This is a genomic window from Streptomyces sp. NPDC057963 (genome assembly GCF_042887155.1).
In the GTDB taxonomy this organism is placed as follows: domain Bacteria; phylum Actinomycetota; class Actinomycetes; order Streptomycetales; family Streptomycetaceae; genus Streptomyces.
Genome location: NZ_JBHVPX010000011.1, coordinates 175721 through 201474 on the forward strand (window position 1 = coordinate 175721; position 25754 = coordinate 201474).

The 25754-nt window shown below is 71.4% G+C and carries 25 protein-coding genes, 2 tRNA genes and 1 pseudogene; 19 read left to right on the plus strand and 9 right to left on the minus strand.

What is annotated here, in order from left to right; translation table 11 throughout:
- Positions 1-75: 75 nt before the first annotated feature.
- From ACFVT1_RS25425 to ACFVT1_RS25470, 10 genes are all read left to right on the plus strand, one after another.
- Positions 76-1200: a TIGR03364 family FAD-dependent oxidoreductase gene (locus ACFVT1_RS25425; RefSeq protein WP_389799397.1), complete on the plus strand. Its 1125-nt coding sequence runs from the start codon at positions 76-78 to the stop codon at positions 1198-1200.
- Positions 1197-1904 (plus strand): phosphonatase-like hydrolase, encoded by a 708-nt coding sequence (locus ACFVT1_RS25430; protein WP_389799399.1) that lies wholly within the window; start codon positions 1197-1199, stop codon positions 1902-1904. The genes ACFVT1_RS25425 and ACFVT1_RS25430 overlap by 4 nt, the downstream gene beginning before the upstream one ends.
- Positions 1901-3001 (plus strand): ABC transporter ATP-binding protein, encoded by a 1101-nt coding sequence (locus ACFVT1_RS25435; RefSeq protein WP_389799402.1) that lies wholly within the window; start codon positions 1901-1903, stop codon positions 2999-3001. The genes ACFVT1_RS25430 and ACFVT1_RS25435 overlap by 4 nt, the downstream gene beginning before the upstream one ends.
- Before the next feature lie 88 nt (positions 3002-3089).
- Complete coding sequence (locus ACFVT1_RS25440) at positions 3090-3953, plus strand: 2-aminoethylphosphonate ABC transporter permease subunit (RefSeq protein ID WP_389799707.1); 864 nt, start codon at positions 3090-3092, stop codon at positions 3951-3953.
- Positions 3940-4737 (plus strand): ABC transporter permease, encoded by a 798-nt coding sequence (locus tag ACFVT1_RS25445; RefSeq protein ID WP_389799404.1) that lies wholly within the window; start codon positions 3940-3942, stop codon positions 4735-4737. The genes ACFVT1_RS25440 and ACFVT1_RS25445 overlap by 14 nt, the downstream gene beginning before the upstream one ends.
- Positions 4738-4809: 72 nt before the next feature.
- Positions 4810-5871, plus strand: a complete 1062-nt coding sequence (locus tag ACFVT1_RS25450) for a 2-aminoethylphosphonate ABC transporter substrate-binding protein (RefSeq protein ID WP_389799406.1) — start codon at positions 4810-4812, stop codon at positions 5869-5871.
- A gap of 231 nt (positions 5872-6102) precedes the next feature.
- On the plus strand, positions 6103-6891 hold the full coding sequence (locus ACFVT1_RS25455) for an HAD-IIA family hydrolase (protein ID WP_389799408.1): 789 nt from the start codon (positions 6103-6105) through the stop codon (positions 6889-6891).
- 127 nt (positions 6892-7018) lie between these two features.
- Positions 7019-7588 carry a hypothetical protein gene (locus tag ACFVT1_RS25460; RefSeq protein ID WP_389799409.1) on the plus strand — a complete coding sequence of 190 codons (570 nt, stop codon included), beginning with the start codon at positions 7019-7021 and terminating at the stop codon, positions 7586-7588.
- 1 nt (position 7589) lies between these two features.
- Complete coding sequence (locus ACFVT1_RS25465; protein ID WP_389799411.1) at positions 7590-8273, plus strand: class F sortase; 684 nt, start codon at positions 7590-7592, stop codon at positions 8271-8273.
- 116 nt (positions 8274-8389) lie between these two features.
- Entirely contained in the window at positions 8390-8545 is a 156-nt protein-coding gene (locus ACFVT1_RS25470; protein WP_389799414.1) for a hypothetical protein, read from the plus strand.
- Positions 8546-9110: 565 nt separating this feature from the next.
- On the opposite strand, the gene ACFVT1_RS25475 is transcribed toward ACFVT1_RS25470, so the two are convergent.
- Positions 9111-9184: transfer RNA gene (locus tag ACFVT1_RS25475), tRNA-Lys, on the minus strand.
- Between the two features lie 184 nt (positions 9185-9368).
- Here ACFVT1_RS25475 and ACFVT1_RS25480 point away from each other — a divergent pair.
- The 9 genes and pseudogenes from ACFVT1_RS25480 to ACFVT1_RS25520 form a co-directional block, all read left to right on the plus strand.
- On the plus strand, positions 9369-10814 hold the full coding sequence (locus ACFVT1_RS25480; protein ID WP_389799417.1) for a peptidoglycan-binding protein: 1446 nt from the start codon (positions 9369-9371) through the stop codon (positions 10812-10814).
- Between the two features lie 29 nt (positions 10815-10843).
- The gene (locus tag ACFVT1_RS25485) at positions 10844-12604 is read left to right on the plus strand and encodes an SPFH domain-containing protein (protein WP_389799420.1); all 1761 of its coding nucleotides are present in this window, start codon (positions 10844-10846) and stop codon (positions 12602-12604) included.
- A 159-nt stretch (positions 12605-12763) separates the two neighbouring features.
- Entirely contained in the window at positions 12764-13354 is a 591-nt protein-coding gene (locus ACFVT1_RS25490; protein WP_389799422.1) for a lytic polysaccharide monooxygenase, read from the plus strand.
- 60 nt (positions 13355-13414) lie between these two features.
- Positions 13415-13834: a transposase gene (locus ACFVT1_RS25495; protein ID WP_389799424.1), complete on the plus strand. Its 420-nt coding sequence runs from the start codon at positions 13415-13417 to the stop codon at positions 13832-13834.
- 58 nt (positions 13835-13892) lie between these two features.
- Positions 13893-14669, plus strand: a complete 777-nt coding sequence (locus ACFVT1_RS25500) for a (5-formylfuran-3-yl)methyl phosphate synthase (protein ID WP_389799427.1) — start codon at positions 13893-13895, stop codon at positions 14667-14669.
- An 8-nt stretch (positions 14670-14677) separates the two neighbouring features.
- The gene (locus ACFVT1_RS25505; protein ID WP_389799429.1) at positions 14678-16081 is read left to right on the plus strand and encodes an aldehyde dehydrogenase family protein; all 1404 of its coding nucleotides are present in this window, start codon (positions 14678-14680) and stop codon (positions 16079-16081) included.
- 2 nt (positions 16082-16083) lie between these two features.
- Positions 16084-17187, plus strand: coding sequence for an NAD(P)-dependent alcohol dehydrogenase (locus ACFVT1_RS25510; RefSeq protein WP_389799710.1), 1104 nt, complete (start codon positions 16084-16086; stop codon positions 17185-17187).
- Positions 17188-17289: 102 nt separating this feature from the next.
- Entirely contained in the window at positions 17290-18198 is a 909-nt protein-coding gene (locus ACFVT1_RS25515) for a class I SAM-dependent methyltransferase (protein ID WP_389799431.1), read from the plus strand.
- 133 nt (positions 18199-18331) lie between these two features.
- Positions 18332-18427 (plus strand): annotated as a pseudogene (locus tag ACFVT1_RS25520) (CGNR zinc finger domain-containing protein); the annotation flags it as partial.
- Between the two features lie 100 nt (positions 18428-18527).
- Here ACFVT1_RS25520 and ACFVT1_RS25525 read toward each other — a convergent pair.
- From ACFVT1_RS25525 to ACFVT1_RS25560, 8 genes are all read right to left on the minus strand, one after another.
- On the minus strand, positions 18528-20045 hold the full coding sequence (locus ACFVT1_RS25525; protein WP_389799433.1) for an MFS transporter: 1518 nt from the start codon (positions 20043-20045) through the stop codon (positions 18528-18530).
- A gap of 131 nt (positions 20046-20176) precedes the next feature.
- Positions 20177-20250, minus strand: a tRNA-Lys gene (locus ACFVT1_RS25530).
- 125 nt (positions 20251-20375) lie between these two features.
- Positions 20376-21134: an IclR family transcriptional regulator C-terminal domain-containing protein gene (locus tag ACFVT1_RS25535; protein ID WP_362212260.1), complete on the minus strand. Its 759-nt coding sequence runs from the start codon at positions 21132-21134 to the stop codon at positions 20376-20378.
- A gap of 166 nt (positions 21135-21300) precedes the next feature.
- Positions 21301-22152, minus strand: coding sequence for an ectoine/hydroxyectoine ABC transporter ATP-binding protein EhuA (gene ehuA / locus ACFVT1_RS25540; RefSeq protein WP_389799437.1), 852 nt, complete (start codon positions 22150-22152; stop codon positions 21301-21303).
- A complete protein-coding gene (ehuD, locus tag ACFVT1_RS25545; protein WP_389799438.1) occupies positions 22142-22783 on the minus strand; it encodes an ectoine/hydroxyectoine ABC transporter permease subunit EhuD in 642 nt (213 codons plus the stop codon). The genes ehuA and ehuD overlap by 11 nt, the downstream gene beginning before the upstream one ends.
- Positions 22780-23523, minus strand: coding sequence for an ectoine/hydroxyectoine ABC transporter permease subunit EhuC (gene ehuC, locus ACFVT1_RS25550; RefSeq protein ID WP_389799440.1), 744 nt, complete (start codon positions 23521-23523; stop codon positions 22780-22782). The genes ehuD and ehuC overlap by 4 nt, the downstream gene beginning before the upstream one ends.
- Positions 23524-23542: 19 nt before the next feature.
- The gene (gene ehuB, locus ACFVT1_RS25555; RefSeq protein WP_389799442.1) at positions 23543-24445 is read right to left on the minus strand and encodes an ectoine/hydroxyectoine ABC transporter substrate-binding protein EhuB; all 903 of its coding nucleotides are present in this window, start codon (positions 24443-24445) and stop codon (positions 23543-23545) included.
- 255 nt (positions 24446-24700) lie between these two features.
- Positions 24701-25660, minus strand: coding sequence for a D-2-hydroxyacid dehydrogenase (locus ACFVT1_RS25560; RefSeq protein ID WP_389799444.1), 960 nt, complete (start codon positions 25658-25660; stop codon positions 24701-24703).
- Positions 25661-25754: the final 94 nt, after the last annotated feature.

The following is a 25754-nucleotide window of genomic DNA, read 5'->3' on the forward strand; positions in this document are numbered from 1 at the left end:
AGTTTGGGGCCCAGTTCACCCGCCCGTTGCCCTATCGATCCGTACGGGTCACCGGCCCCGAGGAGCGTGACCGGCGTGAGAGTCATCGTCGTAGGAGCCGGCGTGGTGGGAACCATGCACGCCTGGCACGCAGTGAACCGCGGCCACGAGGTCGTACAGATCGAGCGCGAGAGCGAGGCACGCGGGGCATCGCTCCGCAATTTCGGACAGATATGGGTCAGCGGCCGGGCCGGTGGCGAGGAGTTGGAGACCGCGCTGCGCGCCCGTGAGCTGTGGGAGGGCATCGGGAGCCGGGTTCCCGGCCTCGGCTTCCGGCCCTGCGGCTCGCTGACCCCGCTCCGCACCGAGCTGGAGATCGCCGTCGCCGAGGCGGCCGTCGCCCGCCCCGACGCGGCGGCCCGCGGCTACGAGCTGCTGACTGCCGACGAGGCCCGCGCGGTCAACCCCGCGCTGCGCGGCGACTTCGCCGCAGCCCTGCGGTGCGAGCGGGACGCGGCGGTCGAGCCCCGCACCGCCCAGCTCGCGCTGAAGCAGGAGCTGTCGAAGTCCGGGCGGTACACCTACCTCGGCGGGCGCGAGGTCCGCGAGGTGGTGGGCACCGCCTCCGTCCGCGACGACCACGGCGATGTGCACACCGGTGACGCCGTGATCCTGGCCACCGGTGCCTGGCTCGGCGGGCTCGTCCGCGAACTGGCCGGCCCCGATCTGCCGGTGCGCCGCGTCCGCCTCCAGATGATGCAGACCGATCCGCTCGGCGAGCCGCTCACCACCTCCGTCGCCGACGCCGACAGCTTCCGCTACTACCCGGCGTACCGGAGCGAGGCGTTGGACACGCTCAACGCCGAGCAGGCGCAGGCGCCCACCGCCGCCCAGCACAGGATGCAGCTCCTGATGGTGCAGCGGCGCGACGGCGGACTGACCATCGGCGACACCCACGAGTACGAGCACCCCTTCTCCTTCGACACCGTCGAGGAGCCGTACGAGCACCTCACCGGGGTCGTCGAAGCCTTCCTCGGCTGCCCGCTGCCGAGGATCCGCCACCGGTGGGCCGGGGTCTACGCCCAGTGCACCGACACCAGCCGGGTCGTCCACCGCCAGCAGGTGCGGGACGGCGTCTGGCTGGTCACCGGGCCGGGCGGCCGCGGCATGACCTGCTCGCCCGCCATCGCCGAAACGACCGCAAACGAACTGGGCTGGTGAAGAAGTTGACCCCGCACAACCCCCTCAATCTGATCGTCCTCGACATGGCCGGCACCACCGTCGCCGACGGCGGCCTCGTCGAGCAGGCATTCTCCGCCGCGGCCGAACGCCTCGGTGTACGGCCCGGCTCCGCCGACCACGCCGAGAAGCTCGACTACGTACGCGCCACCATGGGCGAGTCCAAGATCTCCGTCTTCCGCCACCTCTTCGGCGACGAGGACCGCGCCCAGCAGGCCAACACCGCCTTCGAGGAGGCGTACGGGGAACTGGTCGACGCCGGCCGTATCGCGCCGATCCCCGGCGCCCGCGAGGCCATCGAGCGGCTCATGTCCGAGGGCCGGACCGTGGTCCTGTCCACCGGCTTCGCCCGCACCACCCAGGACGCCATCCTGGCCGCGCTCGGCTGGCAGGACCTGGTCGCCCTGACCCTCTGCCCGGCCGACGCGGGCGGCCGCGGCCGCCCCTACCCCGACATGGTCCTCGCCGCGTTCCTGCGCACCGGCGCCGTCGACGGCGTCCGGCAGACCGTCGTCGCCGGCGACACCTCGTACGACATGCTCAGCGGCGTGCGCTCCGGCGCCGGACTCGTCGCGGGCGTCCTCACCGGCGCCCACGACAAGGACCAACTGGCCCGCCACGGCGCCACGCACGTCCTCGGCTCGGTCGCCGAGCTCCCGGATCTGATCGCGCGGGCAGAGGCATGACGGGCACGGCCGAGGCCGTGCGCAGCGGCATCAGGTTCGACCGGGTCAGCGTCGCGTACGGCGGGAACACCGTCCTCGACCGGCTCGATCTGACCGTCGAACCCGGCGAGGTCATGGCACTGCTCGGGCCCTCCGGGTCCGGCAAGACCACCGCCCTGCGGGCCGTCGCCGGATTCGTCCGGCCCGCCTCGGGCCGGGTCTACCTCGGCGACCGCGACGTCACCGGGCTGCCGCCGCACAAGCGCGGCATCGGCATGGTCGTCCAGCAGTACGCCCTCTTCCCGCACCTGCGGGTCCAGGACAACGTCGCCTTCGGACTCAGGGCCCGCAAGGCGGCCAAGGCGGAGATCCCCGCGCGGGTCGCCGAGGCCCTCGAACTCGTCGGCATGGCCGCCTACGCCAAGCGCTACCCGCGTGAACTCTCCGGCGGCCAGCAGCAGCGCGTCGCCATCGCCCGCGCGCTCGCCATCCGCCCCGGTGTCCTCCTGCTCGACGAACCGCTCTCCGCGCTCGACGCCCAGCTGCGCTCCGGAATGCTCGCCGAACTGGCGCGTCTGCACCGGGAGTTGCCGGACGTCTCCATCCTGTACGTCACCCACGACCAGGTCGAGGCGCTCACCCTCGCCGACCGGATCGCCGTCATGGACAAGGCGCGCCTGCAGGACTGCGGCACCCCGCAGGACCTGTACCGGCGTCCGCGCACGGAGTTCACCGCGTCGTTCGTCGGCAACGCGAACCTGCTGCCGGTCACCGTCGCCGGCACCGCCGACACGGTCGACTTCGCGGGACGCGCACTCGGCGTACCGACCGGTGAGGCGGTCGGCGGTGCCACCGCCACCCTCTGCGTCCGGCCCCACCTCGTCGGTCTCGGCGACGGGCCCAACGCGCTGAGCGGCACCATCACCGAGGTCCAGTGGCGCGGCTCCACGCACCGGCTGTACGTCGACATCGACGGGCACCGGGTCAAGGCGGACCTGCGCGAACTGCGCGAGACGCCCGCGCTCGGCGACCGGGTCACCCTGCACTTCGCGGCGGAGGACGCGGTACTGCTGCCCGCGGGCACGGCACCGGGAGCCGGGGGCGGGGCCGATGGCTAGCGCCGCGCACCCCGTCACCCCGGGCATCGAGACGGCCGCGCCCCCGCGGCAGCGCACCGGGGGCACGGGGCCGGGCCCCGCCGCGGCAATGCCCCCGGCGGCCGGCCCGCGGACCGCGTCCCGCGAGGGCCGGCGCGTCCCGCGCTTCGTCTGGGCGCTGCCGCCGGTGGCCGTCCTCGCGCTCGTCTTCCTCTATCCGCTGGCCCTCGTCGTCCAGCAGTCCGTCAGCCCCGACGAGGGCGGCACCTCGCTCGCCCCGTACGGCGACGTGTTCGCCTCCGAGTCCTTCCGCTCCGCGCTGACGACCACCGTCTGGCTGGCGGCCGGCTCCACGGCCGGATGCCTGGTGCTGGGCTTCGTCCTGGCCATGGTCATCGCGTTCGTGCCGTTCCCCGGCGGCAGGGCGGTCGCCAAGTTCATCGACGTCTTCCTCTCCTTCCCGTCGTTCCTGATCACGCTCGCCCTGCTGTTCATCTACGGCAACGCCGGCATGGCCAACGGCCTCTGGACGGACGTCACCGGGGCGTCGAGCGGCCCCTTCGACTTCCTCACCACCCCGTGGGGCGTGCTGCTCGCCGAGATCACGTACTTCACCCCGTTCGTGATGCGCCCGCTGCTCGCCGCGTTCTCGCAGCTCGACACCGCGCAGCTGGAGGTGGCGTCCTCGCTGGGCGCGAAGCCGGCCCGGATCGTGCGGCAGGTGATCCTCCCCGAGGCGCTTCCCGCGCTCGCCGCGGGCGGCAGCCTCGTCCTCGTGATGTGCCTCAACGAGTTCGGCATCGTGCTGTTCACCGGTGCGAAAGGGGTCACGACCCTGCCGATGCTCGTCTACAGCAAGGCGATCCTGGAGTCCGACTACCCGGCGGCCTGCGTCGTCGCCGTCGTCAACGTCGCGATCTCCGTGGGTCTCTACAGCCTGTATCGGATGGTGAGCCGCCGTGTTGGTGCATAGCCGTACGGGGAAGTGGGCCGCCTGGTCCGTGTTCTTCGTGCTCTTCGTCCCGCTGTTCGCGGTGCCGCTGCTGGTCATCCTGGCCGCGTCGTTCACCACCAACTGGTCCGGCGCCTTCCCCTCGGGGCCGACCACCGGGCACTACGCGGCCGCGACCGGCGGCGACTCCCTCCAGGCCCTGACCACCAGCCTGATCACGGCCGTCAGCGCCAGTCTGCTGGCCCTCACGATCGGCACCTGGGCCGCGCTCGCCGCCGCCTCGCTGCGCAGGCGCGGCAGAAGGCTCCTCGACGCGCTGTTCATGCTGCCGGTCGCCGTGCCGTCCGTCGTCGTGGGCCTCGCCGTGCTCGTCGCGTTCAGCAGACCGCCGATGCTGCTGAACGGGACGCGCTGGATCGTGATCCTGGCGCACACGATTCTTGTCACCGCGTTTGCCTATACGTCGGTTTCGGCGGCAATAGTGCGTCTCGACCCGATGTACGAACAAGCGGCGGCCAGTCTCGGCGCCCGGCCCTCGTACGTCCTGTGGCGCATCAGGCTGCCGCTCCTGCTGCCCGCCCTCACGGCGGCCGCAGGGCTCTGCTTCGCGCTGTCCATGGGTGAGCTGAGCGCCACGATGATGCTCTACCCGCCGGACTGGACGCCGCTCCCGGTGCAGATCTTCGCGGCCACCGACCGCGGCTCACTGTTCACCGGAGCGGCCGTCGCCGTGGTCCTGATGGGAACGACGCTGCTCGTGCTGCTCGGTGTCGCCCGCATCCGCACCAGGGCGTCGTTCCGCTGACTCGTCGATGCCCCGCCTCCCCCGTACCGACTCCGGCCGGCTCCCGGCCGACATCCAGGAGATACGACTGCCATGCGCAAGAACCACCTCAGGCCCGTAGCCGCCGTCACCGGCTGCCTCGCCCTCGCCGCCACCCTCTCCGCCTGCGGCGGCTCCTCGGCCGCCTCCGACGAGAAGGCCGTCACCGTGTACAGCGCCGACGGCCTCAAGGGCGAGAACGGCGACGGCTGGTACGACAAGGTGTTCAAGGACTTCGAGAAGAAGACCGGCATCAAGGTCAAGTACGTGGAGGGCGGCTCCGGCGAGATGGTGCAGCGCGCCGTCCGCGAGAAGTCCAACACGCAGGCCGATGTGCTGGTCACCCTGCCCCCGTTCATCCAGCAGGCCGACAGTAAGGGCCTCCTGACCGCGTACGCCCCGGCCGGGTCCGACCAGGTCGACGGCGCCGACAAGGCGTCCGACGCCAAGTGGACCTCGGTCGTCAACAACTACTTCGGGTTCATCTACAACAAGAAGGAGCTGAAGTCGGCGCCCACCACCTGGGAAGAACTGCTCGACGGAAAGTTCAAGAACAAGATCCAGTACTCCACTCCCGGAGTCGCCGGTGACGGCACGGCCGTCCTCATCAAGGCCATGCACGACTTCGGCGGCAAGGAGCCGGCGATGGCGTACCTGAAGAAGCTCCAGGCCAACAACGTCGGCCCGTCCGCCTCCACCGGCAAGCTCGCCCCCAAGGTCGACAAGGGCGAACTGCTCGCGGCCAACGGCGACGTCCAGATGAACTACGCGCAGTCCAAGGACATGCCGAACCTCGGCATCTGGTTCCCCGCGAAGGAGGGCGGCAAGCCCACCACCTTCGCCCTGCCGTACGCGGCCGGCCTGCTCGACAAGGCCCCGCACAGCGCCAACGGCAAGAAGCTGCTCGACTTCATGCTCTCCGAGCAGGCCCAGAAGGACGTCAGCGCGGTCGGCGGCGGCTTCTCCGCCCGCAAGGACGTCGAGGCCGCCGACGCCAACGCCGTCGCGCTGACCGGGCTGATGGACGGCGTCGAGGTCTTCGAGCCCGACTGGTCGGACATCGGCACCCGGCTGGACACGTACGTCCAGGCCTGGAAGTCGGCCACCGGCAGCTGACGGCAGCCTGCGGGCGCCCGCCGCACAGAGTCCGAGGCCCGGTGACCGGCGCGGACGAGCCTCCGGTGGATCATCGCGGACGGGTAACGGGTCTGGTCCGTGCCTCCTTTCCCGCTCGGGCGTCCGGCCGTGACCGCAGGTCGAACGGACGGCCTAAAATCGGGGGCGTCGGCGCTGCACAACGCGGTGCCGCCGGCGTCCCCGCACACGGCGTACGGCAGGAGTCCCAACATGGCAGAGCGCAAGCCGATCTCATCCTGGCTCACCGACATGGACGGAGTCCTGATCCACGAGGGAACCCCGATCCCCGGGGCGGATGCCTTCATCAAGCGGCTGCGGGACTCGGGAATGCCCTTCCTGGTCCTCACGAACAACTCGATCTACACCGCCCGCGACCTGCACGCCCGCCTCGACCGCATGGGCCTCGACGTGCCCGTGGAGAACATCTGGACCTCTGCCCTGGCCACCGCCCAGTTCCTGGACGACCAGCGGCCCGGCGGCACGGCCTACGTCATCGGCGAGGCCGGACTCACCACCGCCCTGCACGACATCGGCTACGTCCTCACCGACCACGAGCCCGACTACGTGGTCCTCGGCGAGACCCGTACGTACAGCTTCGAGGCGCTCACCAAGGCGATCCGGCTGATCAACGGCGGCGCCCGCTTCATTTGCACCAACCCGGACGAGACCGGCCCGTCCGCCGAGGGCCCGCTGCCCGCCACCGGGTCCGTCGCCGCGCTGATCACCAAGGCCACCGGCAAGGCCCCGTACTTCGCGGGCAAGCCCAACCCGCTGATGATGCGCACCGGGCTCAACGCGATCGGCGCCCACTCCGAGTCCAGCGCCATGATCGGCGACCGGATGGACACCGACGTACTGGCCGGGCTGGAGGCGGGGATGCAGACGTTCCTGGTCCTCACCGGGCTCACCACGGTCGCCGACATCGACAAGTACCCCTTCCGGCCGTCCACGGTCGTCGATTCCATCGCCGACCTGGTCGACCTCGTCGACGTGGCCTGAGCCCGGCGGGGGCACCGGTCCGAGGGCCGGGGGAGAGCGGGCCGGGCGGTCCCTGCCGGCCCGCCCCCGCGCTCCTGCGGATGCGAAAAGCCGGAGCAGGCGTGAACCTTCCCTCAGGAGGTTCACGATGCGTTCCATACCGCTCACGTTCTGTGCTGCCGCGGTCGTCGCGGCGGCCCTGGTGCCGGCTTCCGCGGCACTGGCCGACTCCGGTACCGGGTCCGACCGCGGAACGGGCTCGGGCTCCCGCACCGCCCTTTCGGTGTCCCCGCCCTCCCTGACGCCCGGCGGCGAGGTGGATCTGCGGCTGGACAGCTGCGGGGGCAAGGAGGCCAAGGGCACCTCCGACGCCTTCGTCTCCGAGGCGCGTTTCTCGCCCGCCGCGGACGGGGGCCTCTTCGCGCAGGCCCGGATCAGCTCGGACGCCTCCCCGGGTGACCACGAGATCCGCGTCCTCTGCACGGACGGCAAGGGCACCGAGACGTCCGGCACGGTCACCGTCGCCGCCCGCGGCCAGGCCACACCCCTCGCGCCGGTCCGCGCGGGCGGCGGGGGCACCGCCGCCCTCACCGACAAGGAAGTCCAGGAGGACGGCCCCGGCCTCGTGCACGCGGTGATCGGCCTGGCCCTGGCCGCCGTCGCAGTCGTCACCGTCGTGTTCCGCCGCGTGCGCCGTCGCCGCCCGGCCTCGGACTGACGTGTCCGCCCGCGACCGCCCCGAGGGCCACGGCCGACTGCTCACCGGAGTGGCCTGGGCCGTCCTGCTGACGGGCCTGTGGCTCTGGGGCCGCGACATCACCGACGGCTCCGGCGCCAGCTCCGCCCCGACCACGGGCGACATCGCCGCGGTAGGGCGCCCGCTCGGCGTCCCGCTGCCGCCGCCGCACGACCCGATCGAGGGCGCGATGCCGGAGCGGGTCGAGATCCCGTCCATCGGCGTCGAGGCCCCCGTGGTCGCCCGCGGCCTGGACGAGGACGGGGCGATCGAACCGCCGCCGTTCGACACACCCCAGACCGTCGGCTGGTACGGCAACGGCACCGAGCCCGGCGCCAAGGGCCCCGCCCTCTTCGTCGGCCACGTCGACACCGAGACCAAGCCGGCCGTCTTCTACGGACTGAGCGCGGCCCGCCCCGGCGCCAAGGTCGAGGTGACCCGCGCGGACGGCACGGTCGCCGAATTCACCGTCGACGACGTCCAGGTCTTCACCCGGGAACGCTTCAACGCCGACAAGGCCTATGGCCCGCACAAGAACGGCCGTGCCGAACTCCGCCTGATCACCTGCGGCGGCACCTACGACCGGGCCTCGCACTCGTACGACGCGAATGTGGTCGTCTCGGCCTATCTGACCGGCGAGAGGTCAGGGGGCGGCGGCCGGGCCTGACGCCCGCGACCCCGGTCTCCCGCTCCACCGGCCGCTGCCCTTCCCAGGGGGAGCGGCCGACGGCTTCGCCGTCGACGTCTCCAACTTCCGGACTGCGGCGGACCGTACGGACCACGGTGGTCCGTACGGACCACGGCAAGCGGCTCTCCGCGGGGGCCGACGGCAAGTACTTCGGACGGCTTCCCCTGTCGGCCGCGACGAACAGCATGTACCGACCTGACGGGACCAACGCCCGGCTCCCCGGAACCGTCGCCGCGGTCCCGTCCCTGTGATCCTTTCTCTGCGCTCCCGTCTGCCGTCTGCCGTCTGCCGTCTGCCGTCTGCCGTTCGCCGTCCGCCTCAGGCCCGGCGCCACCGGCAATCGACCGCCGACCGGTGTCCGTGACATGGATGACCGCGCCGGGCCGCATCGGCCGCGCTCGGTGATCGTCGGTCCCCGGGTCGTCGTGAACACGTCGCTCGTCGCGGGCGACTCTGCGGCGTGCCCCGCGCAGCGGACACCCGGAACCTCCCCCGCCCCACGCCTCCTTGTGCACCCTCAACTGCACGGCGCATCAGTGTGGTTGGCGCCGATTCCCCCGGGCGGACTGTCTGATCCCGGCCCCGATCGCAGGGGTGAAATGGGTGAGTTGCCAGTCATATATACGATTTATGAATCCCTCGTGGAGGAGGTGAGGGGAGGTGCATGCGAGACGCGTTCGATTCGCTGCGTGACGGGTCCGTGGCTGTGTGTCTGCTGCGTGTTGCCTGTGCGTCCCGTGAAAGTGGTGACGTGGGGGCTGGGTTCGGAAACGAACAAGACCCCCTCACGTGTAGTGAGGGGGTCTTGACTCTGCGTGCGCCGCCAGGGACTCGAACCCCGGACCCGCTGATTAAGAGTCAGCTGCTCTAACCAACTGAGCTAGCGGCGCCTGCTGACCTGGAGAACTCTACCCGAATCCGAAGTGTGCTCCTGACCATTTCCCGACCGTCACGGCCTGTCGGATGGTCGTTTTTTCTCTTCTGTCCGTCAAAATGCGACATGTCACAAGAGTTGAGACACTGGCGCCCGTGTAGATGCGCTCAAAGATCTTGACGAATGCGGAGGGGAATCGCATGACTGTGCCGGCTTTCGAGGAGTACGTACCCGCCATCGACTGCACCTGTGCGGGGTGTGCCGCGCAACGGCGAGCCGCCGCGAGTGCCCTGCCCCTGCGGTACGGAGGCCATCCGGCCGCGCATGGTGCGCGGCGCGCGCTGGTGCTGGTCACCGCGGCCGGAGTGGTGCTGAGCACCGGTGTGGCCGAGGCGGCGAGCGCGCCGGGCGACCGGGCGGCGGGGGCGGCCGGAGCCACCCGGGCGGACGGGACGGCGGCGTCGGCGGACGCGGTGGATGCGGCGGGTGTGACAGATGTGACAGACGCGACAGGTATGGCGGATACGGCGGATGTGGCAGGTGTGGCGGACGCGGATCCGGACAGCCCGCAGGGCGCCCCCGGACCGGTGCGGGGCACGGGGGTCTCCGGCCCGCCCTCGTCCACCACCACCGCCCCGCTGCGGAAGACCAGCCGGGCCGCCATCATCAACCGCGCGAAGAAGTGGGTGTCCGCGCAGGTTCCGTACAGCATGAGCAAGTACTGGTCCGACGGGTACCGGCAGGACTGCTCCGGCTATGTGTCGATGGCCTGGGACCTGCCCGGCAACGAGTGGACCGGCAGCCTCGCCAAGTACGGGACACGGATCGCGCGGGAGAAGCTGCAGCCCGGCGACATCCTGCTCTTCCACAATCCGGCCGACCCCTCGAAGGGCTCGCACGTCACGATCTTCGGCGGTTGGACCGACTACACGCACACCCACTACACGGCGTACGAGCAGACGAAGCCGCACACCCGCAAGCAGACGACGCCCATGGCGTACTGGAGCAACTCCGGCAGCTACGTCGCGTACCGCTACAAGGGGCTCAGCGGCGGAGGCAGCGGAAACGGTGGCAGTGGAAACGGGGGCAGCGGCTCGTCGACGACCGGGTTCCCGGGCGCCGGGAAGTTCGGTCCCGGAGCCGGCAACAAGTACGTCACCCAGCTCGGAAAGATGCTCGTGGAACGGGGCGGCGGGCATTTCTACAAGGTCGGCCCCGGGCCGGGCTGGGGCGACGCCGACCGGCGCGCGACCCAGGCGTTCCAGAAGGCCCAGGGCTGGAAGGGCAAGGAGGCCGACGGCATCCCCGGGCCCGACACCTGGCGGCTCCTGGCGAGCGGGACCGGCCATGACATCCCCGCCGCGGGAGGCGGAAGCGGGGGTGGGGGCGGGGGCGGCTCGAACTCGGACACGACGTTCCCCGGCCGGGGATATTTCCGGCCCGGTCAGTCGAACAGCCATGTCGACAGGCTCGGCAAGCAGTTGGTGAAGAAGGGATACGGCAAGTACTACCTGACGGGACCGGGGCCCCGGTGGACCGAGGCGGACCGGCGCAATGTCGAGGCCTTCCAGCGGGCCCAGGGCTGGCGGGGCGGAGCAGCTGACGGCCACCCCGGTCCGGAGACCTGGCGGCGACTCTTCGCGTGACACGACGGACATGCATGACGGAGGCGGGAATGGGATCCACGGTGTCGGACAGCTCCGGAACCCCGGACGACGGGCGGGAACGGGAACGGGCAGGGGTAGGGGCTGGGTCAGGGGCCGAGGCCGGGGCGGGAAAGAAGGCTCCGGTGCGGGGTCCGGAACGGCCGGCGGGGCACGACGGCGCGGCGGATCCGGACCATGAGGCGGCCCCGGCCCCGGCCCCGGCCGCGGGGGGCGGTACGAGACCGGCCCCGGCTCCGGGGAACGGCGCGTGGTCGGCGACCGGCGCGGGTACGGGACCGGGCTCGACCCCGGCCCCGACCCAGACCCCGGCCCCGGGTGCGGGGCGGGACGCCGGGCCGGACTCCGTGGTCGATCTCGTGCTGGACCTGGTTCCCGGTGAGGACGAGGTCTGTGCCCTCGGCGCGACCTCGGCCTCGGTGTCGGTTCCGGCCGCGGGCACCGGAGCCGGTCCGGCCGCGACATCGAGCACCGTGCTCGCCGAGGACCCGGTGCCGGGCACCGCACCCGTGCCGGCCCCGGCCGGTCACCGCACCGGGCCCGGTTCCGGCGCCTCGCCCCTGGCCGCGCTCCCCTCCCCGCACCGTGCCGCGCCCGCCCCCGGACCCGGGAGCGTCGGGGAGGGGCAGTCCGTGAACGCCCTGCGGGGGACCGGACGGCGGCACGCGGTCATCGCCACGGAGCAGACCGCGTCCATCCCCGTACACCTGCTCTTCCGCGAGGACGCCGAGCACGCCGATGCCGCCGCGCTCCCCGCCGGTGTGCTGCGGCGGGGAGCCGGTGGCCGCCGGCCGGCCGCGGGGGTACCGCGCCCGGCCGCGCCGAGGGGGCCGCAGGTGCGGCCCCCGACCCGGCCGGCGCCGGTCGGCGACCCACGGCTTGCCGAACGGCCGGGGCCCGCGCTGCCCGGCTGGGCGGCGCTGCTCGCCGGGCTGGCCGGGACCGCCGCCGCAGGCGCCGTCCTCTGGTGGGCCGGCGCGCTGCCCGCCACCGTGCTCACCCGGCTCGGGATCGGCTCGCGTCCGTACGAGGGGATCGGTCTCGGCGCCTGGGCGGCGCTCGCCGTGCTGGGGACAGCGGTGCTCTTCGCGCTCGGCGGCCTGAGCCGGGGACGGGTCGGCTACGCCTGGGTGCTGACGCTCTTCGGCGAGTACCGGGGGAGCGTGCGGCGGACCGGGCTGATGTGGATCAGCCCGCTGCTGCTGCGCCGCCGGGTCGACGTGCGCCTGCGGCACTGGCGCAGCGAACCGCTGCCCGCCGTGGACGCCAACGGTACGGCGCTGCGCGTCGTCGTCCTCGTCGTGTGGCGGATCAAGGACACCGTCCGGGCGACGCTCGGGGTCGAGGACCACGAGACGTATCTGCGCGAGCAGGTCGAGGCGGCGATGGCCCGGGTCCTCTCCCAACTGCCCGCCGACGCCTTCCACGAGGACGCGCACACCCTGCGCAACGCGGAGGCGGTCGGTGACGCGCTGACCCGGATGCTGAAGGCGGACTGCGAACCCGTCGGCGTCGAGGTGTACTCGGCGCAGCCGACCGGAATCGAATACGCGCCGGAGGTCGCCGCGGCCATGCAGCGCCGCCGGATCGCCGCCATCGACGCCAAGCACCGCGACAGTGTCCTGACATCGGTGGTCGACGCGGTGGACGACACGGTGAACCGGCTGACCGCGAGGGGGCTCGTGGAGCTGGACGACTACGAACGGAAGTCGCTGGTCAAGGACTTGACGGTGGCCTTCTACACCGGACGCAGTGGGGGAGAGGGGGCCTGACGGTCCGCAGGGGGCGCTCCGGCGGCGAAACGGAATCCCACTCCCATTGGTCTGGACATGTTCATATCCCGTCAATAATCTAAGTCTTGGTCTAGACCTCAGCATGCGCGCACAGCAGGGCTCATGGAACCTTCCCCACGTTCTTGAGGAGCGACAGCAATGCGTAAAAGGGCAAGTGCGGCCGTAGTCGGCCTGGCGGTGGCGGGCGTCTCGATGTTCGCGACGAGCACCGCCGGCAGCCACGGCTACACCGACAACCCCATCAGCCGTCAGAAGCTCTGTGCCAACGGCACGGTGACGGGCTGCGGCAACATCCAGTGGGAACCGCAGAGCGTCGAGGGCCCGAAGGGCTTCCCGGCGGCGGGTCCGGCCGACGGGAAGATCTGTTCCGGCGGTCACTCCGAGTTCGCCCAGCTCGACGACCCGCGCGGCGGCAACTGGCCCGCAACCCAGGTGACGGCAGGTCAGGGCTTCGGCTTCCGCTGGCAGTTCACCGCCCGCCACGCCACGACGGACTTCCGCTACTACATCACCAAGAACGGCTGGGACCCCGCCAAGCCGCTCACCAGGGCCGACCTGGAGCCGCAGCCCTTCATGACGGTGCCCTACGGCGGCAAGCAGCCGCCGGCGACCCTGACCCAGCAGGGCACCATCCCCACGCAGAAGACCGGGAAGCACATCATCCTGAGCGTCTGGAACATCGCCGACACGGCGAACGCGTTCTACGCGTGCTCCGATGTGCAGTTCTGACGCCTAGGACGTGTCCGGGCGACCACGTGACTGCGCCGTGTCCGGGCCGTCGGCGCGGGCATGGGGCGGGACGGTCCGAGTGATGCCGGGTGGGAACGGGTGCGGCCGTTCCTGCCGGTCGGCAACCGGCGTGGCGGCCGGCGGCGGGATCACCGGCGGGTGATCGACGCAGGTCCGCATCGGGTCCGGACCGGGGTGCGGTGGCACGGCCTGCGAGAACACCGGGGCGACACCGCGTGGCGGAGCCTGCGCGCCCGTCGGGTGGAGGGGGTGCGGGAGGTGCGGGCCCGGGGCCGCTCGCGGGCGGGTCCACCAGCAGGATCCACTGAGCAAGGACGGCCGCTGCCGCCCGTCAGCGCGGGAATCCGCGATGCGGGCGGGAGCTGCTTCGAACCGGCGCGCACGGCGCACTGGATGGGCCGTGACCCTACCCGTTCGGACTCCGCACGCCCTACCGGTGGTCATGGGCCGCAGCAATGATGAGCGGGCCGCAAGGGACCCAGGCGGCTCCGCCCATCCGCCTCCCGGCGAGGTGGACATGCAGTGGAAGGAGTCCACGTTGTTGCTTCTCATCTCCCCGGACGGCGTCGAGGAGGCCCTCGACTGCGCGAAGGCGGCCGACCATCTCGACATCGTCGATGTCAAGAAGCCCGACGAGGGCTCGCTCGGCGCGAACTTCCCGTGGGTCATCAGGGAGATCCGTGACGCGGTCCCGGCGGACAAGCCGGTGTCCGCCACCGTGGGAGACGTGCCGTACAAGCCCGGCACGGTGGCCCAGGCGGCGCTCGGCGCGGCGGTGTCCGGAGCCACGTACATCAAGGTCGGCCTCTACGGCTGCACCACACCCGAGCAAGCCATCGATGTCATGCGAGGGGTCGTCCGGGCGGTGAAGGACTACCGGCCGGACGCGTTCGTCGTCGCCTCGGGCTATGCCGACGCCCACCGGATCGGCTGCGTCAACCCGCTCGCACTGCCCGACATCGCCCTCCGCTCCGGCTCCGACGCGGCCATGCTCGACACCGCGGTCAAGGACGGGACACGGCTGTTCGACCACGTTCCGCCGGAGGTCTGCGCGGAGTTCGTCCGGCGGGCCCACGAGGCCGGTCTGCTCGCCGCCCTCGCGGGCAGCGTGAAGGTCGGCGACCTCGGCACGCTGACCCGCATCGGCACGGACATCGTGGGGGTGCGCGGGGCGGTCTGCGAGGGGGGCGACCGCACCGGCGGAAGGATTCAGCCGCAGTTGGTGGCCGCCTTCCGGGCGGAGATGGACCGGCACGGCCGGGAACACACGGCTGCCGTCACCGCCGCGAGCTGACCGCCGGCATGGCGACACGTCAGCCCGGTCACGCGCCCGGAACCCTCGGCAAGCGCTTTGCCGTCCTCGACCCGGCAACGGGCGAGCCCTTCGAGGAGGCCCCCGACCAGCAGCCGGACGCGTTGGACGCCGTCGTCGACCGGGCCCACGATGCCTGGCGCGGCTGGCGTGCCGACCGCGGCGCCCGCGCCACCGCGCTGCTCGCGGCGGCCGACGCCGTGGAGGCGGCCGGGGCGGACCTCGCCCCCCTGCTCACCCGTGAACAGGGCAAGCCCCTGGCCGAGTCGTACGCGGAGGTCGCCCGCACGGCGGCCCGCCTGCGCTACTTCGCCGAACTCGACCCCGGGTCCCAGCTCCTCACGGACGGCCGGCCGGTACGCAGCGAGATCCGCTGGCGACCGCTCGGGCCCGTCGCCGCGATCGTCCCGTGGAACTTCCCCCTCCAACTGGCGTCGGCGAAGTTCGCGCCCGCGCTCGCCGCAGGCAACACGGTGGTGCTCAAACCCTCCCCCTTCACGCCCCTCGCCACCCGGCTGCTGGTATCCGTCGTCTCCACCGCCCTCCCCGAGGACGTACTCACGATCGTCACCGGGCACGAACCCCTCGGAGCCCGCCTGGCCGCCCATCCGGGGATCCGCCACGTGACCTTCACCGGTTCGATTCCCACCGGACGGGCCGTCGCGCAGCGCGCGGCGGCATCGCTCGGCCGCGTCACCCTGGAGCTGGGTGGCAATGATGCCGCCGTCCTGCTGGAGGACGTGGACGTGGAGCGGATCGCGGACCGGCTGTTCTGGGCGGCGTTCCGCAACTGCGGGCAGGTCTGCATGGCGGTCAAGCGCGTCTACGCCCCGGCCCGGCTCTACTCCGACGTGGTCGAGGCCCTCGCGCAGCGCGCGAAGACCGCCGTCGTCGGAGCCGGCCTCGCCCCGGGCACGCAGCTGGGCCCGGTCAACAACGCCCCCCAACTGGCCCGGGTCGAGCGCTACACGGCCCAGGCCCTGGCAGACGGTGCCCGAGCCGCGGCCGGTGGCCACCGGCTGGAGCGGCCGGGCTACTTCCACGCCCCGACGATCCTGGCCGATGTCCAGCCCGGCAGCCCGGTGGTGACGGAGGAGCAGTTCGGCCCGGTCCTGCCGGTGCTGCCGTACCGGAGCATCGACGAAGCCGTCGAGGCGGCCAACGGCACCGGCTTCGGACTGGGCGGCTCGGTGTGGGGAGCCGACCTCGACCGGGCCGAGGCGGTGGCCGACCGGCTGGAGTGCGGGACGGCGTGGATCAACCACCACGCCGAACTGTCCCTCGCCCAGCCCTTCGCGGGCATCAAGGAGAGCGGGGTCGGCGTCGCGGGCGGGCTGTGGGGGCTCTACGGGAACCTCGGGCCGTTCGTCGTGCACCGCCCGGAGGAGGCGTGACGATGAGGTTCGGCGCGGCGGTACTGCGCTCGTACGAGAGCCGATTCGCCGTCGAGGAGGTGATCCTGAACACGGGACCGGCCGACGGCGAGATCCTGGTCAGGATCGCGGGCTGCGGGATGTGCCGGACCGATCTCGCGGTCCGGCGTTCGGCGGGCCGCTCACCGCTGCCGGCGGTGCTCGGCCACGAGGGGGCCGGGGTCGTGGTGGAGACGGGCGGCCCGCACACCGGCCTGAGCAACGGCGACCACGTCGTGCTGAGCTTCGACTCCTGCGGGCACTGCCGGAGCTGCATGGGCGCTGCCCCCGCCCACTGCGACTCCTTCGCCCCGCTCAACCTCTTCGGGGGGCGCAAGGAGAACGCCGCGCGGTTCACCGACGCGGCCGGAGGCGAACTGGCCCCCCGGTGGTTCGGCCAGTCCTCGTTCGCCGAGTACGCGGTGGTTCCGGCCCGCAACGCCGTCCGGGCCGACCCCTCGCTGCCCGTCGAACTGCTCGGGCCGCTCGGCTGCGGCTTCCTCACCGGCGCCGGAGCGGTCTTCAACTCCTTCGGTGCCGGGCCCGGCGACACCCTCGCGGTCTTCGGCGCGGGAGCGGTGGGCCTGGCCGCGGTGATGGCGGCCGCCGTCTCCGGAGCGGTGACCGTGGCCGTCGACCGGCACCCCGAACGGCTGGCCCTCGCCGAACGGTTCGGCGCGATCCCGCTGCACGCCGCATCGGCCGACCTGCCCGGCCGCATCCGGCAACTGACCGACGGCGGCGCGCAGTACGCGCTGGACACCACGGCCTCCGCCCCGCTGATCAACGACGCGCTCCGGGCCCTGCGCCCGACCGGCCACCTCGGTCTGGTGGCACGGCTCCGCACCGCGCTGCCGCTCGAACCGGGGGCACTGGACCGGGGCAGGAGAATCTCCCACATCTGCGAGGGGGACGCGGTGCCGGGACTGCTGATTCCGCGGCTGACCAGGCTGTGGCAGGCCGGGCGGTTCCCCTTCGACGAGCTGATCCGTACGTACCCGCTCGCCGACATCAACGAGGCCGAACGCGACTGCGACGCGGGCCGCGTGGTCAAACCCGTCCTGCTTCCGCAGGGGAGGAGCCGATGAGCGGGGCCTTCGACGCCGCTGCCCGTCCGGCCGACTCCGGTCGTTGATCCATCGTTCGTATTCCTTGCTGTTCGTGGTCCCAACTCGTCCAAGGGAGGACATGTGGTCGGTACAGCGCCTCGGAGCACCGGTGTGGAAGGCGTGGAAGGAGGTGTCGGCCTGACCGCCCTCCTGGTCGCCGCGGCACGGGCGATCGAGACCCACCGCCACGACGCCCTGGCACGGGATGCCTATGCGGAGCACTTCGTGCTCGCCGCACCGGCGTCCGCCGGCTGGCCGGTCCGCCTGCAACAGGTTCCGGACGGGGACACGAATCCGCTGTGGGGGCGGTTCGCGCGCTACTTCGGTCTGCGGACGAGGGTCCTCGACGACTTCCTCCTCCGGTCGGTGCACACCGGCAGAGCCCGGCAAGTGGTCCTGCTCGGGGCGGGGTTGGATACGCGGGCGTTCCGGCTCGACTGGCCCCCCGGCTGCGTGTTCTACGAGATCGACAGGGAAGGCGTGCTGGCGTTCAAGCACAAGGTGCTCGACGGACTGTCGGCCACCCCGAACGCGGCGCGCGTCCCCGTCCCGGTCGATCTGCGCGCCGACTGGGTCGGAGCGCTGGCCGACGCCGGCTTCGACCCGGACGCACCGAGCGTCTGGCTCGCCGAGGGGCTGCTGTTCTACCTGTCCGCCGCCGCCGAGACGAACCTCATCGACATGGTGGACCGGCTGAGCACGGGAGGAAGCGCTCTGGCGTTCGAGGTCAAGCTCGACAAGGACTTGCTGGAATACCGCGACAGCCCGCTCTACACCTCGACGACCCACCAGATCGGCATCGACCTGCTCAACCTGTTCGACCGGGAGCCGCGGCCCGACTCCGCCGGTGATCTGGCGAGCAAGGGCTGGTCCACGTCGGTTCGGACCCCCTTCGACTTCACCCGCCACCACGGACGCGGCCCGATGCCCGAGCCGAACGACGCGCTGGCGGGCAACCGGTGGGTGTTCGCGGACAAGCCCCGACCGTAACGCCGCCACCGGACGACCGGGCCGCCGACCCTGCGGCGGACCCGACCGGGCCGCAGGTCCGGCGGCCCGGTCACCTGCTGGAGTGCCCGGTCACGCCGCAGGACCTCGACCGTACCCAGGACGCACTGGACGCGTGGGAGAAGGTCGTCGATGCCGCGCCGACACCTCCCGCACCGGGCGGCAGCGCTACTGCTCCCAGCGGTGCGCCAACCGCGACGCGGTACGCCGCCACCGCGGCCGGGGGCGAGACCGAAGCCCGCGGTCAGCAGCAGGAACGGCGGCAGGGACCACTCACCCCCGAATCGCCGGGGAACTCCTGACGCGGGTCATCAGCTCGTCAGGGCCAGTTCGTCCCGGTCCGCCACCGCGGACCGCCGCCGCAGCAGCGTCACGGCCAGCACCGCACCCACCAGCAGCAGCGCGGCCCCCGCCACCGAGGCGTACTGCATGCTGTGCACGAAGGCATCCCTCCCGACCGAGATCAGCGAATCGTCCCCCGTGGCCACCGCGCCCGCCAGCGTCTTACGGGCGTCCTCGGGAGCGGAGCCCGGCATGTCGGCGGTGTAGACGGCCGTGGCGACCGCACCCAGCAGGGCCATCCCCAGCGCACCGCCGAACTCCTGCCCGGTCTCCAGCAGCGAGGCCGCCGAACTCGCCTTCTCCGGCGGGGCGGTGGACAGTGCCAGGTCCGAGACGAGCGCCATCACCGTGACGATGCCGCAGCTCATCACGGCGCAACCGCCGAGCAGCAGCCACAGCGAGTCCGTGCCGGTCAGGGCGAGGACGGCGAAACCGGCGGCGGCGATCACGAAACCGGCGCAGATGACGCGTGTGCGGTCGGTCCGCTGGGCGATCGCCGTGGCCGTCGGGGCGGCGGCGCCCACCGCCAGTGACGGGGCCATGCTCCACAACGCGGCTTCCATCGTGCCCATGCCGAGCACCGACTGCAGATACTGCGTGGTGAAGAACGAGGATCCCATCATGGCGAACGCGGCCAGCGCGTTCAGCCCGATCCCGGCCGCGAAGCCGCTGTTGCGGAACAGTTCCCGGCTGATCATCGCGTCGCCGTGGCCGCGCTGGCGGCGGACGAAGAACCAGCCGATGAGCAGACCGGCGGCGATGATCAGCGCGTTGCGCACATCGAGCCCGTGGGCGGCACTCTCCTTGACCCCGTAGACGACGGGCAGCACGGCCCCCATCGACAGCGGCACGCTCAGGAGGTCGAACCGGCCGGGGTTCGGGTCCTTGAACTCCGGTACCAGCACCGGCACCAGGACCAGCAGCAGCACCATGGCCGGCACGTTGATCAGAAAGACCGAGCCCCACCAGAAGTGCTCCAGCATGACCCCGCTGAGCACCGAGCCGAGCGCGATCCCGCCGGCCATGGCACCCGACCAGATACCGACGGCCCGGCCGCGCTGGCGCTCGTCGCGGAACATGTTCCGTACGAGCCCCATCGTCGAGGGCATCAGCGTCGCCCCGCCGATCCCGAGCAGGGCGCGGGCCGCGATCAGCATCTCGGGGCTGGTGGCGTACGCGGCGGCGACGGACGCGGCACTGAACGCGAACGCGCCGAGAAGCAGCAGCTTGCGGCGGCCGATCCGGTCGCCGAGCGAGCCCATCGTGATGAGCAGGCCGGCCAGGGCGAAGGCGTACACATCGAAGATCCAGAGCTGCTGGGTGGCGCTGGGGGCGAGATCCCGGTCGATGGACGGGATCGCGAAGAAGAGGACGGAGACGTCCATCGAGACGAGGAGAAGGGGCAGCAGGAGGACCACGAAGGCGGTCCATTCCCGGCGGCCGGCGAGGGGGCCGCGCTCGGCGGCGGTGTGCTTGGCGTTCGTCATGCCTGGAAATGTACGAGCGTGTAAAACACTTGTCTAGTACGACTGTGTAAAACGTTCGTACATCTCGCGGGGCAGCAAAAAACGCACTGGGCGGTTCACGTGTGTACGTGAACCGCCCAGTGCGTTGTCTGTGCGCCGCCAGGGACTCGAACCCCGGACCCGCTGATTAAGAGTCAGCTGCTCTAACCAACTGAGCTAGCGGCGCCTGCTGACTCGAAAATAATACCCGGTCCTGAGGGGTGCCGATGACACCCGGACCAAAGAGGGATGAAAGGGGGCGTATCCGGCTGGATCGATCAGGTGCGTACGGGTCCCGCCGGATCCCCGCTTCTAGAGCGCCAGCGACAGCAGCACCGGCGCCGCCCGTCGGTTTAGGGTGTCCGCCGCCGCGCGCAGACGATGCGCGTCCTCGATCGGCAGGGACAGGGCCAGGCATCCCGCCGACGATCCGGCCGTCAGCGGCACCGCCGCGCACACGGTGCCGACCGCGTACTCCTGGAGGTCGAGCACCGGGACGGTCGCCGGCTGACTGTCCAGCTTGGAGAAGAGCACCTTCTCGTTGGTGATCGTCCGCGAGGTGAGCCGGGCCGTCTTGTGGCGCGAGAGGTGGTCGCGGCGCCCGTTCTGGTCGAGTTGGGCCAGCAGGCACTTGCCGACCGCCGAGGCGTGTGCGGAGGAGCGGAAGTCCACCCACTCGTTGACCGCGGGGGTGCGGGGACCGTCGGCGTACTGCGTGACCCGGATCTCGCCGTCCACGTACCGGCTGATGTAGACCGCCGCGCCGACCGAATCACGCAGCTGCGCCAGCGACTGCTGGAGCCTGGCCTCCAGGGCCTGCCTGCGGGCCGCGCCGGAACCGAGGAGCAGCAGCGAGGACCCGATGACGTACGCGCCGTCGGTGATCTGCTCGACGTACCCCTCGCGGCGCAGCGTCAGCAGCAGGGAGGTGAGATGCCCGACGGGCACTCCCGTCTCCCGGGAGATCTGGGTGTCCGTCACGCCGCTGCCGTGTCCGGAGACCGTTTCGAGGACGCGAAGGGCGTACTGCACCGAAAGGAACGGTGCGGTCGGTTCGGGCTTCAACGCCACGGTTTCCCCCTGCCAGGTTGTGACCGCAAGCTCTGCCTTCACGATAGCCGCCAAGGGACCGGCGCGGGGCGGCTGTTGGCGAGATGCCGATGCGCCCCGGCTCCGTCAGCTGGGGCGCATCCGTCTGGCATATGCCAGAGTCATGGACATGCGACGAGTGGCGAGGTCACAGCACCGCGGTGAGGAATTCGCGCGTGCGTTCATGTTCGGGATCGGAGAAGATTTTTTCCGGTGAACCGGACTCGATCACACGTCCGGAGTCGAACATCAGTACCGTCTCCGAGACGTCGCGGGCGAAATTCATCTCGTGGGTCACGCAGAGCATGGTGATGTCGGTGTTCCTGGCGATGTCGCTCAGCAACTCCAGCACTCCCGCGACCAACTCCGGGTCGAGCGCGGACGTCACCTCGTCCAGCAGCAGGATCTCCGGCCGCATCGCCAGCGCGCGGGCGATCGCCACCCGCTGCTGCTGGCCTCCGGAGAGCTGGGAGGGATGTGCGTCGATCTTCCCCGAGAGTCCAACCAGTTCGAGCAGTTCGCGGGCGCGGGCCTCCGCCTCGTCGCGGTCCATGCCCAGCACGCTGACCGGGGCCTCGGTGATGTTCTGCAGCACCCGCATATGAGGGAAGAGGTTGAACTGCTGGAAGACCATGCCGATCTTCTTCCGGGCCTCGCGCAGATGCCTCTCCGTCGCCGGCCTCAGTGAGCCGTCGGGCGCCCTGGTGTGGGACAGCGGGTCGCCGTCCACCCAGATGACCCCGTCGCTGACCCTTTCGAGGGTCATCAGCAGCCGCAGGATGGTGGTCTTGCCCGAGCCGCTGGGCCCGATCAGGGTGACGTGTTCGCCGCGCCGCACGGAGAAGCCCAGCCGGTCCAGGACGACATGGTCGCCGTACCGCTTCACGACGTCGTCGAAGCGGATCAGCGGGGGGCCGGCCGCCGCGGTGGCCGCGACCGCGACGGAGCCCTCGGGGCCCGCGGCCGCCGTCTTCTGCAAGGGGAGGGGTTCAGTGGCCAAGGCGCTTCTCCAGCTTTCTCATCAGCAGCGACGTGGGGTAGCTCGCGACCAGGAAGACCAGTCCGGCGAGCGTGAATGCCTCGGTGTACGCGAAGTGGTCGGCACCGTACTTGCGGGCCTCGAAGACCATCTCCTGCACTGTGATCACGGCGAGGAAGGGGGTCTCCTTGAACATCGAGACCGCGTAGTTGCCGAGGGCGGGCAGCACCTTGCGCACCGCCTGCGGCAGGATCACGGCCTGCCAGGTCCGGCGCGGGGTGAGCGAGAGCGCCCGGCAGGCCTCCCACTGGCCCTTCGGCACACCGTCGATTCCGGCGCGGTACACCTCGGAGGTGTACGCGGCGTAGTGGACGCCCAGCACCGCGATGCCGATGGTGAGCGGCTCCACCGAGGTGAACAGGGCGGCCGCGCCTACCAGTTGGACGAGCAGCGGGGTGGACCGGACGAACTCCATCAGGACCCGCACCGGCACCGTGACGAACCTGCTCGGGGCCCGTCCGGCGACCGCGACGGCGAGCCCGAGCACCGCGGCGACGAGCGTGCCGAGCACGGTCGCGAGCAGGGTGACCTCGAAACCCCTGAGCACCAGGGGAAGCGCGTCCCCGGCGGCGTTCCAGTCGAAGCCGTTCACCGGGCACCACCGCCGGCCGCCGACGCGACGGCCTCCGTGGCGCTGCGGCTGCGCAGCAGCGAGCCCGCACCGGTCGCCAGGCCGAGCCGCCGCTTGGCGCTCCGCTCCAGCAGGTTCATCAGCAGGGTCAGCGCGTAGGCCAGGACGAAGTAGACGACCAGCAGGGTCGTGTATGCGGTGAGCGTCTCACCGGTGCGGTCGCGCAGCTGCTGGATCACGGTCATCAGGTCGGCCGCGGAGATCAGCCACAGCAGCGGGGTGCACTTCAGCAGCTGGATCAGCAGATTGGTGAAGGGCGGGATCATCTGCACCCAGGCCTGCGGAAGGATCACCTTCCGCATCCGGTGCAGCGGCGTCATGTTGAGCGCGACGGCCGCCTCGTACTGGGCACGCGGCACGGAGTTGACCGCCCCGCGCACCACCTCGGCGCCGTACGCACCGTAGTTGAGACCGAAGGCGACGACGCCGCAGAGCAGCGGCGTCAGCTCGTACCCCGTCAGCGGCGGCATCGCGTAGTAGAGCCAGAACAGCTGGATGTAGAGCGAGGTGCCGCGGAAGAACTCCACGACCACGCGGGACACCGCGCGCGCCACCAGCAGCCGGCTGACCGACATCAGGCCGAGGACGAACGACAGGAGCAGGGCGAGCAGCGCGCCGAGGACGGTGGCCTGGAGGGTCACCCACAGTCCCGCGCGCAATTGCGGCAGATCGTCGAGGAAGGCGGAGAAGAAATCACTCATGCGGTGCGTTCCGTCCCCGTCAGCCCTTGCACAGATCGGCCGTCTTCAGGGTGGCCGGCGGGAGCTCGGTGGCCCCGAAGCCGTACTCCTGGAGCAGGCCCACATAGCGCGACCGGTCCGAGACGATCTTCTTCAGCTCGCGGTTGAAGGCGTCGCGCAGATCCTCGTTGCCCTTGCGGAAGACGGCGCCGCCGGGGCTGTACTGCTTCGTGCCGCCGAGCTCCGGCACGAAGGCGTCGGTGACCTCGGTGCCGGGGTTGGTCTTCGCCAGCCAGCGCAGCGAGATGCCGGTGAGCAGGAACGCGTCGATCCGGCCGCCCTTGACCGCGTCGGCGCCGTCCTGCGGCTTCTGCAACGACTTGATCCGGTCCTTCGCGATGCCGGCGCCCTCGGCGTACGAGCCCTCGACGGCACCCGACATCACCCCGACGGTGATCCCGGCGGCCTTCGCCGACGCCAGGTCGGTGACCTTCTTCGGGTTGCCCTTCCGCACCATCAGCGCGGTGGGCGAGACGAACTCGGGCTCGGAGAAGAGGGCGTTGGCGCAGCGCTCCGGCGTGATCGCCATGCCGGCGCTGACCACGTCGTACTTGCCCGCCTGCAACCCGGGAATCAGGCCGTCCCACTCGGAGAGCGTGGGCTTCAGCTCGTCGACACCGAGCGCCTTGAAGATCTCCCGGTGGAGCGTGGGCGCCTCGCCCTTGAGCGTCTTGCCCTCCAGATATCCGTACGGGGCCTCGTTGGCGTACGCGACCCGGACGAAGCCCTGCTTGCGGAGCTTGTCGAGCGCCCCCGCACCGTCCGCGGAACCGGCGTCGGTCTTGCTGCACGCGGAGAGCAGACCGGGAACGACGAGCAGGCCGCCCACGGCCGCCGATCGGTTGAGAAAGCCCCGGCGGGACAGGTTCGGGAAGTCAGCCATGGTTCGCAATCTCCTGGAGGGATCGAACAGTCCGGACAGGGGGAGCGCCTGCCCGATCCCGTACGTCTATGCAGGAAGCGGCCGCCTGTGATCGAACGGTGGCCGGAAGGTGACCTTCCCGTGTCCGATTGCGGGTGGAGTGCGACGGCGGTGGCGCAGCGCGTATTCCCCGGCACGAGACGCCTTGTGGCGGGGCGTCAGGTGCGGATGCCCGTCATGGGGGGCGAAGTGGCCGCCGCCCCCGGCCCGTCGGGGTTACTCGCTCCGGTCCCGGACAGGGACGTATCCGCGCTGCTTGTCCACCACGTTCGGCAACGGTTCTCCGGCCGCCCAGAGTTCGAACATCTCCACGAACTGCTCGCCCAGCCGGTCGCGCCAGCCCGCCGTGTCGCCGCTCATGTGCGGCGACACGATCAGGTCCGGTACGTCCCAGAGCGGGCTGCGCGGCCCCAGCGGCTCCTGCTCGAACACGTCGAGTGCCGCGCCCGCGATCCAGCGCTTGCGCAGTGCGGCCGCCAGATCGGCCTCGACGACCAACGGGCCGCGCCCCACATTGATGAAACGGGCCGAGGGCTGCATCAGCCCGAAGAACCGCGCGTCGAACATCGAACGGGTCGAGCCGGTCAGCGGCGCCGCGCAGATCACCCAGTCGGCCATGGCGGCCAGCCGGTCCAGATCCGCCACCCCGTGGATGGTGCGCCGCGCCCTGCGCCCCACGAGCGCCACTTCGACCCCGAGGGCGATCAGCAGCCGGGTGATCTCCCGTCCGATCGGGCCCGCGCCGACGACCACCGCGCGGCCGCCCGCCAGCTCCGTGCTCTCGCGGTGGCGCCACAGCCGTCGGCGCTGGAGCTCCAGCGTGCCGGGGAGGTCCTTGGCGAACGCCAGCACCAGGCCCGCCACGTATTCGGCGACGGGCCGCTCGAAGATGCCCCGCGCGTTGGTCACGACCGTGTCCGAGGCCGCCAGCTCCGGGCAGAGCAGCCGGTCCACGCCCGCGCTCGCCGTGTGCACCCACGCCGGGCGCGGTCCGTCGCCGGGCCAGGCGGCCCGTACCGCGTCGGAGGTGAAGTCCCACACCAGCAGCACGTCGGCCTCCGGGAGCCGCGCGGCGAGTCCGGCCCCGTCCGTGTACCGGACGGTGGCCCGGCCGGTCAGCCGGCCGAGGCGGGGCGACGGGTCGGTGTCCAGGACGAGCAGGGTGGGCTCTGGCATGAGAGGCGGTCGCTCCGCTGCGTCTGAGTTGTGCGACCCGACCACGCTCGCACCCGCGCCCGCCTTCGTCAACAGGTCGCGGTGGGGGTGGCGA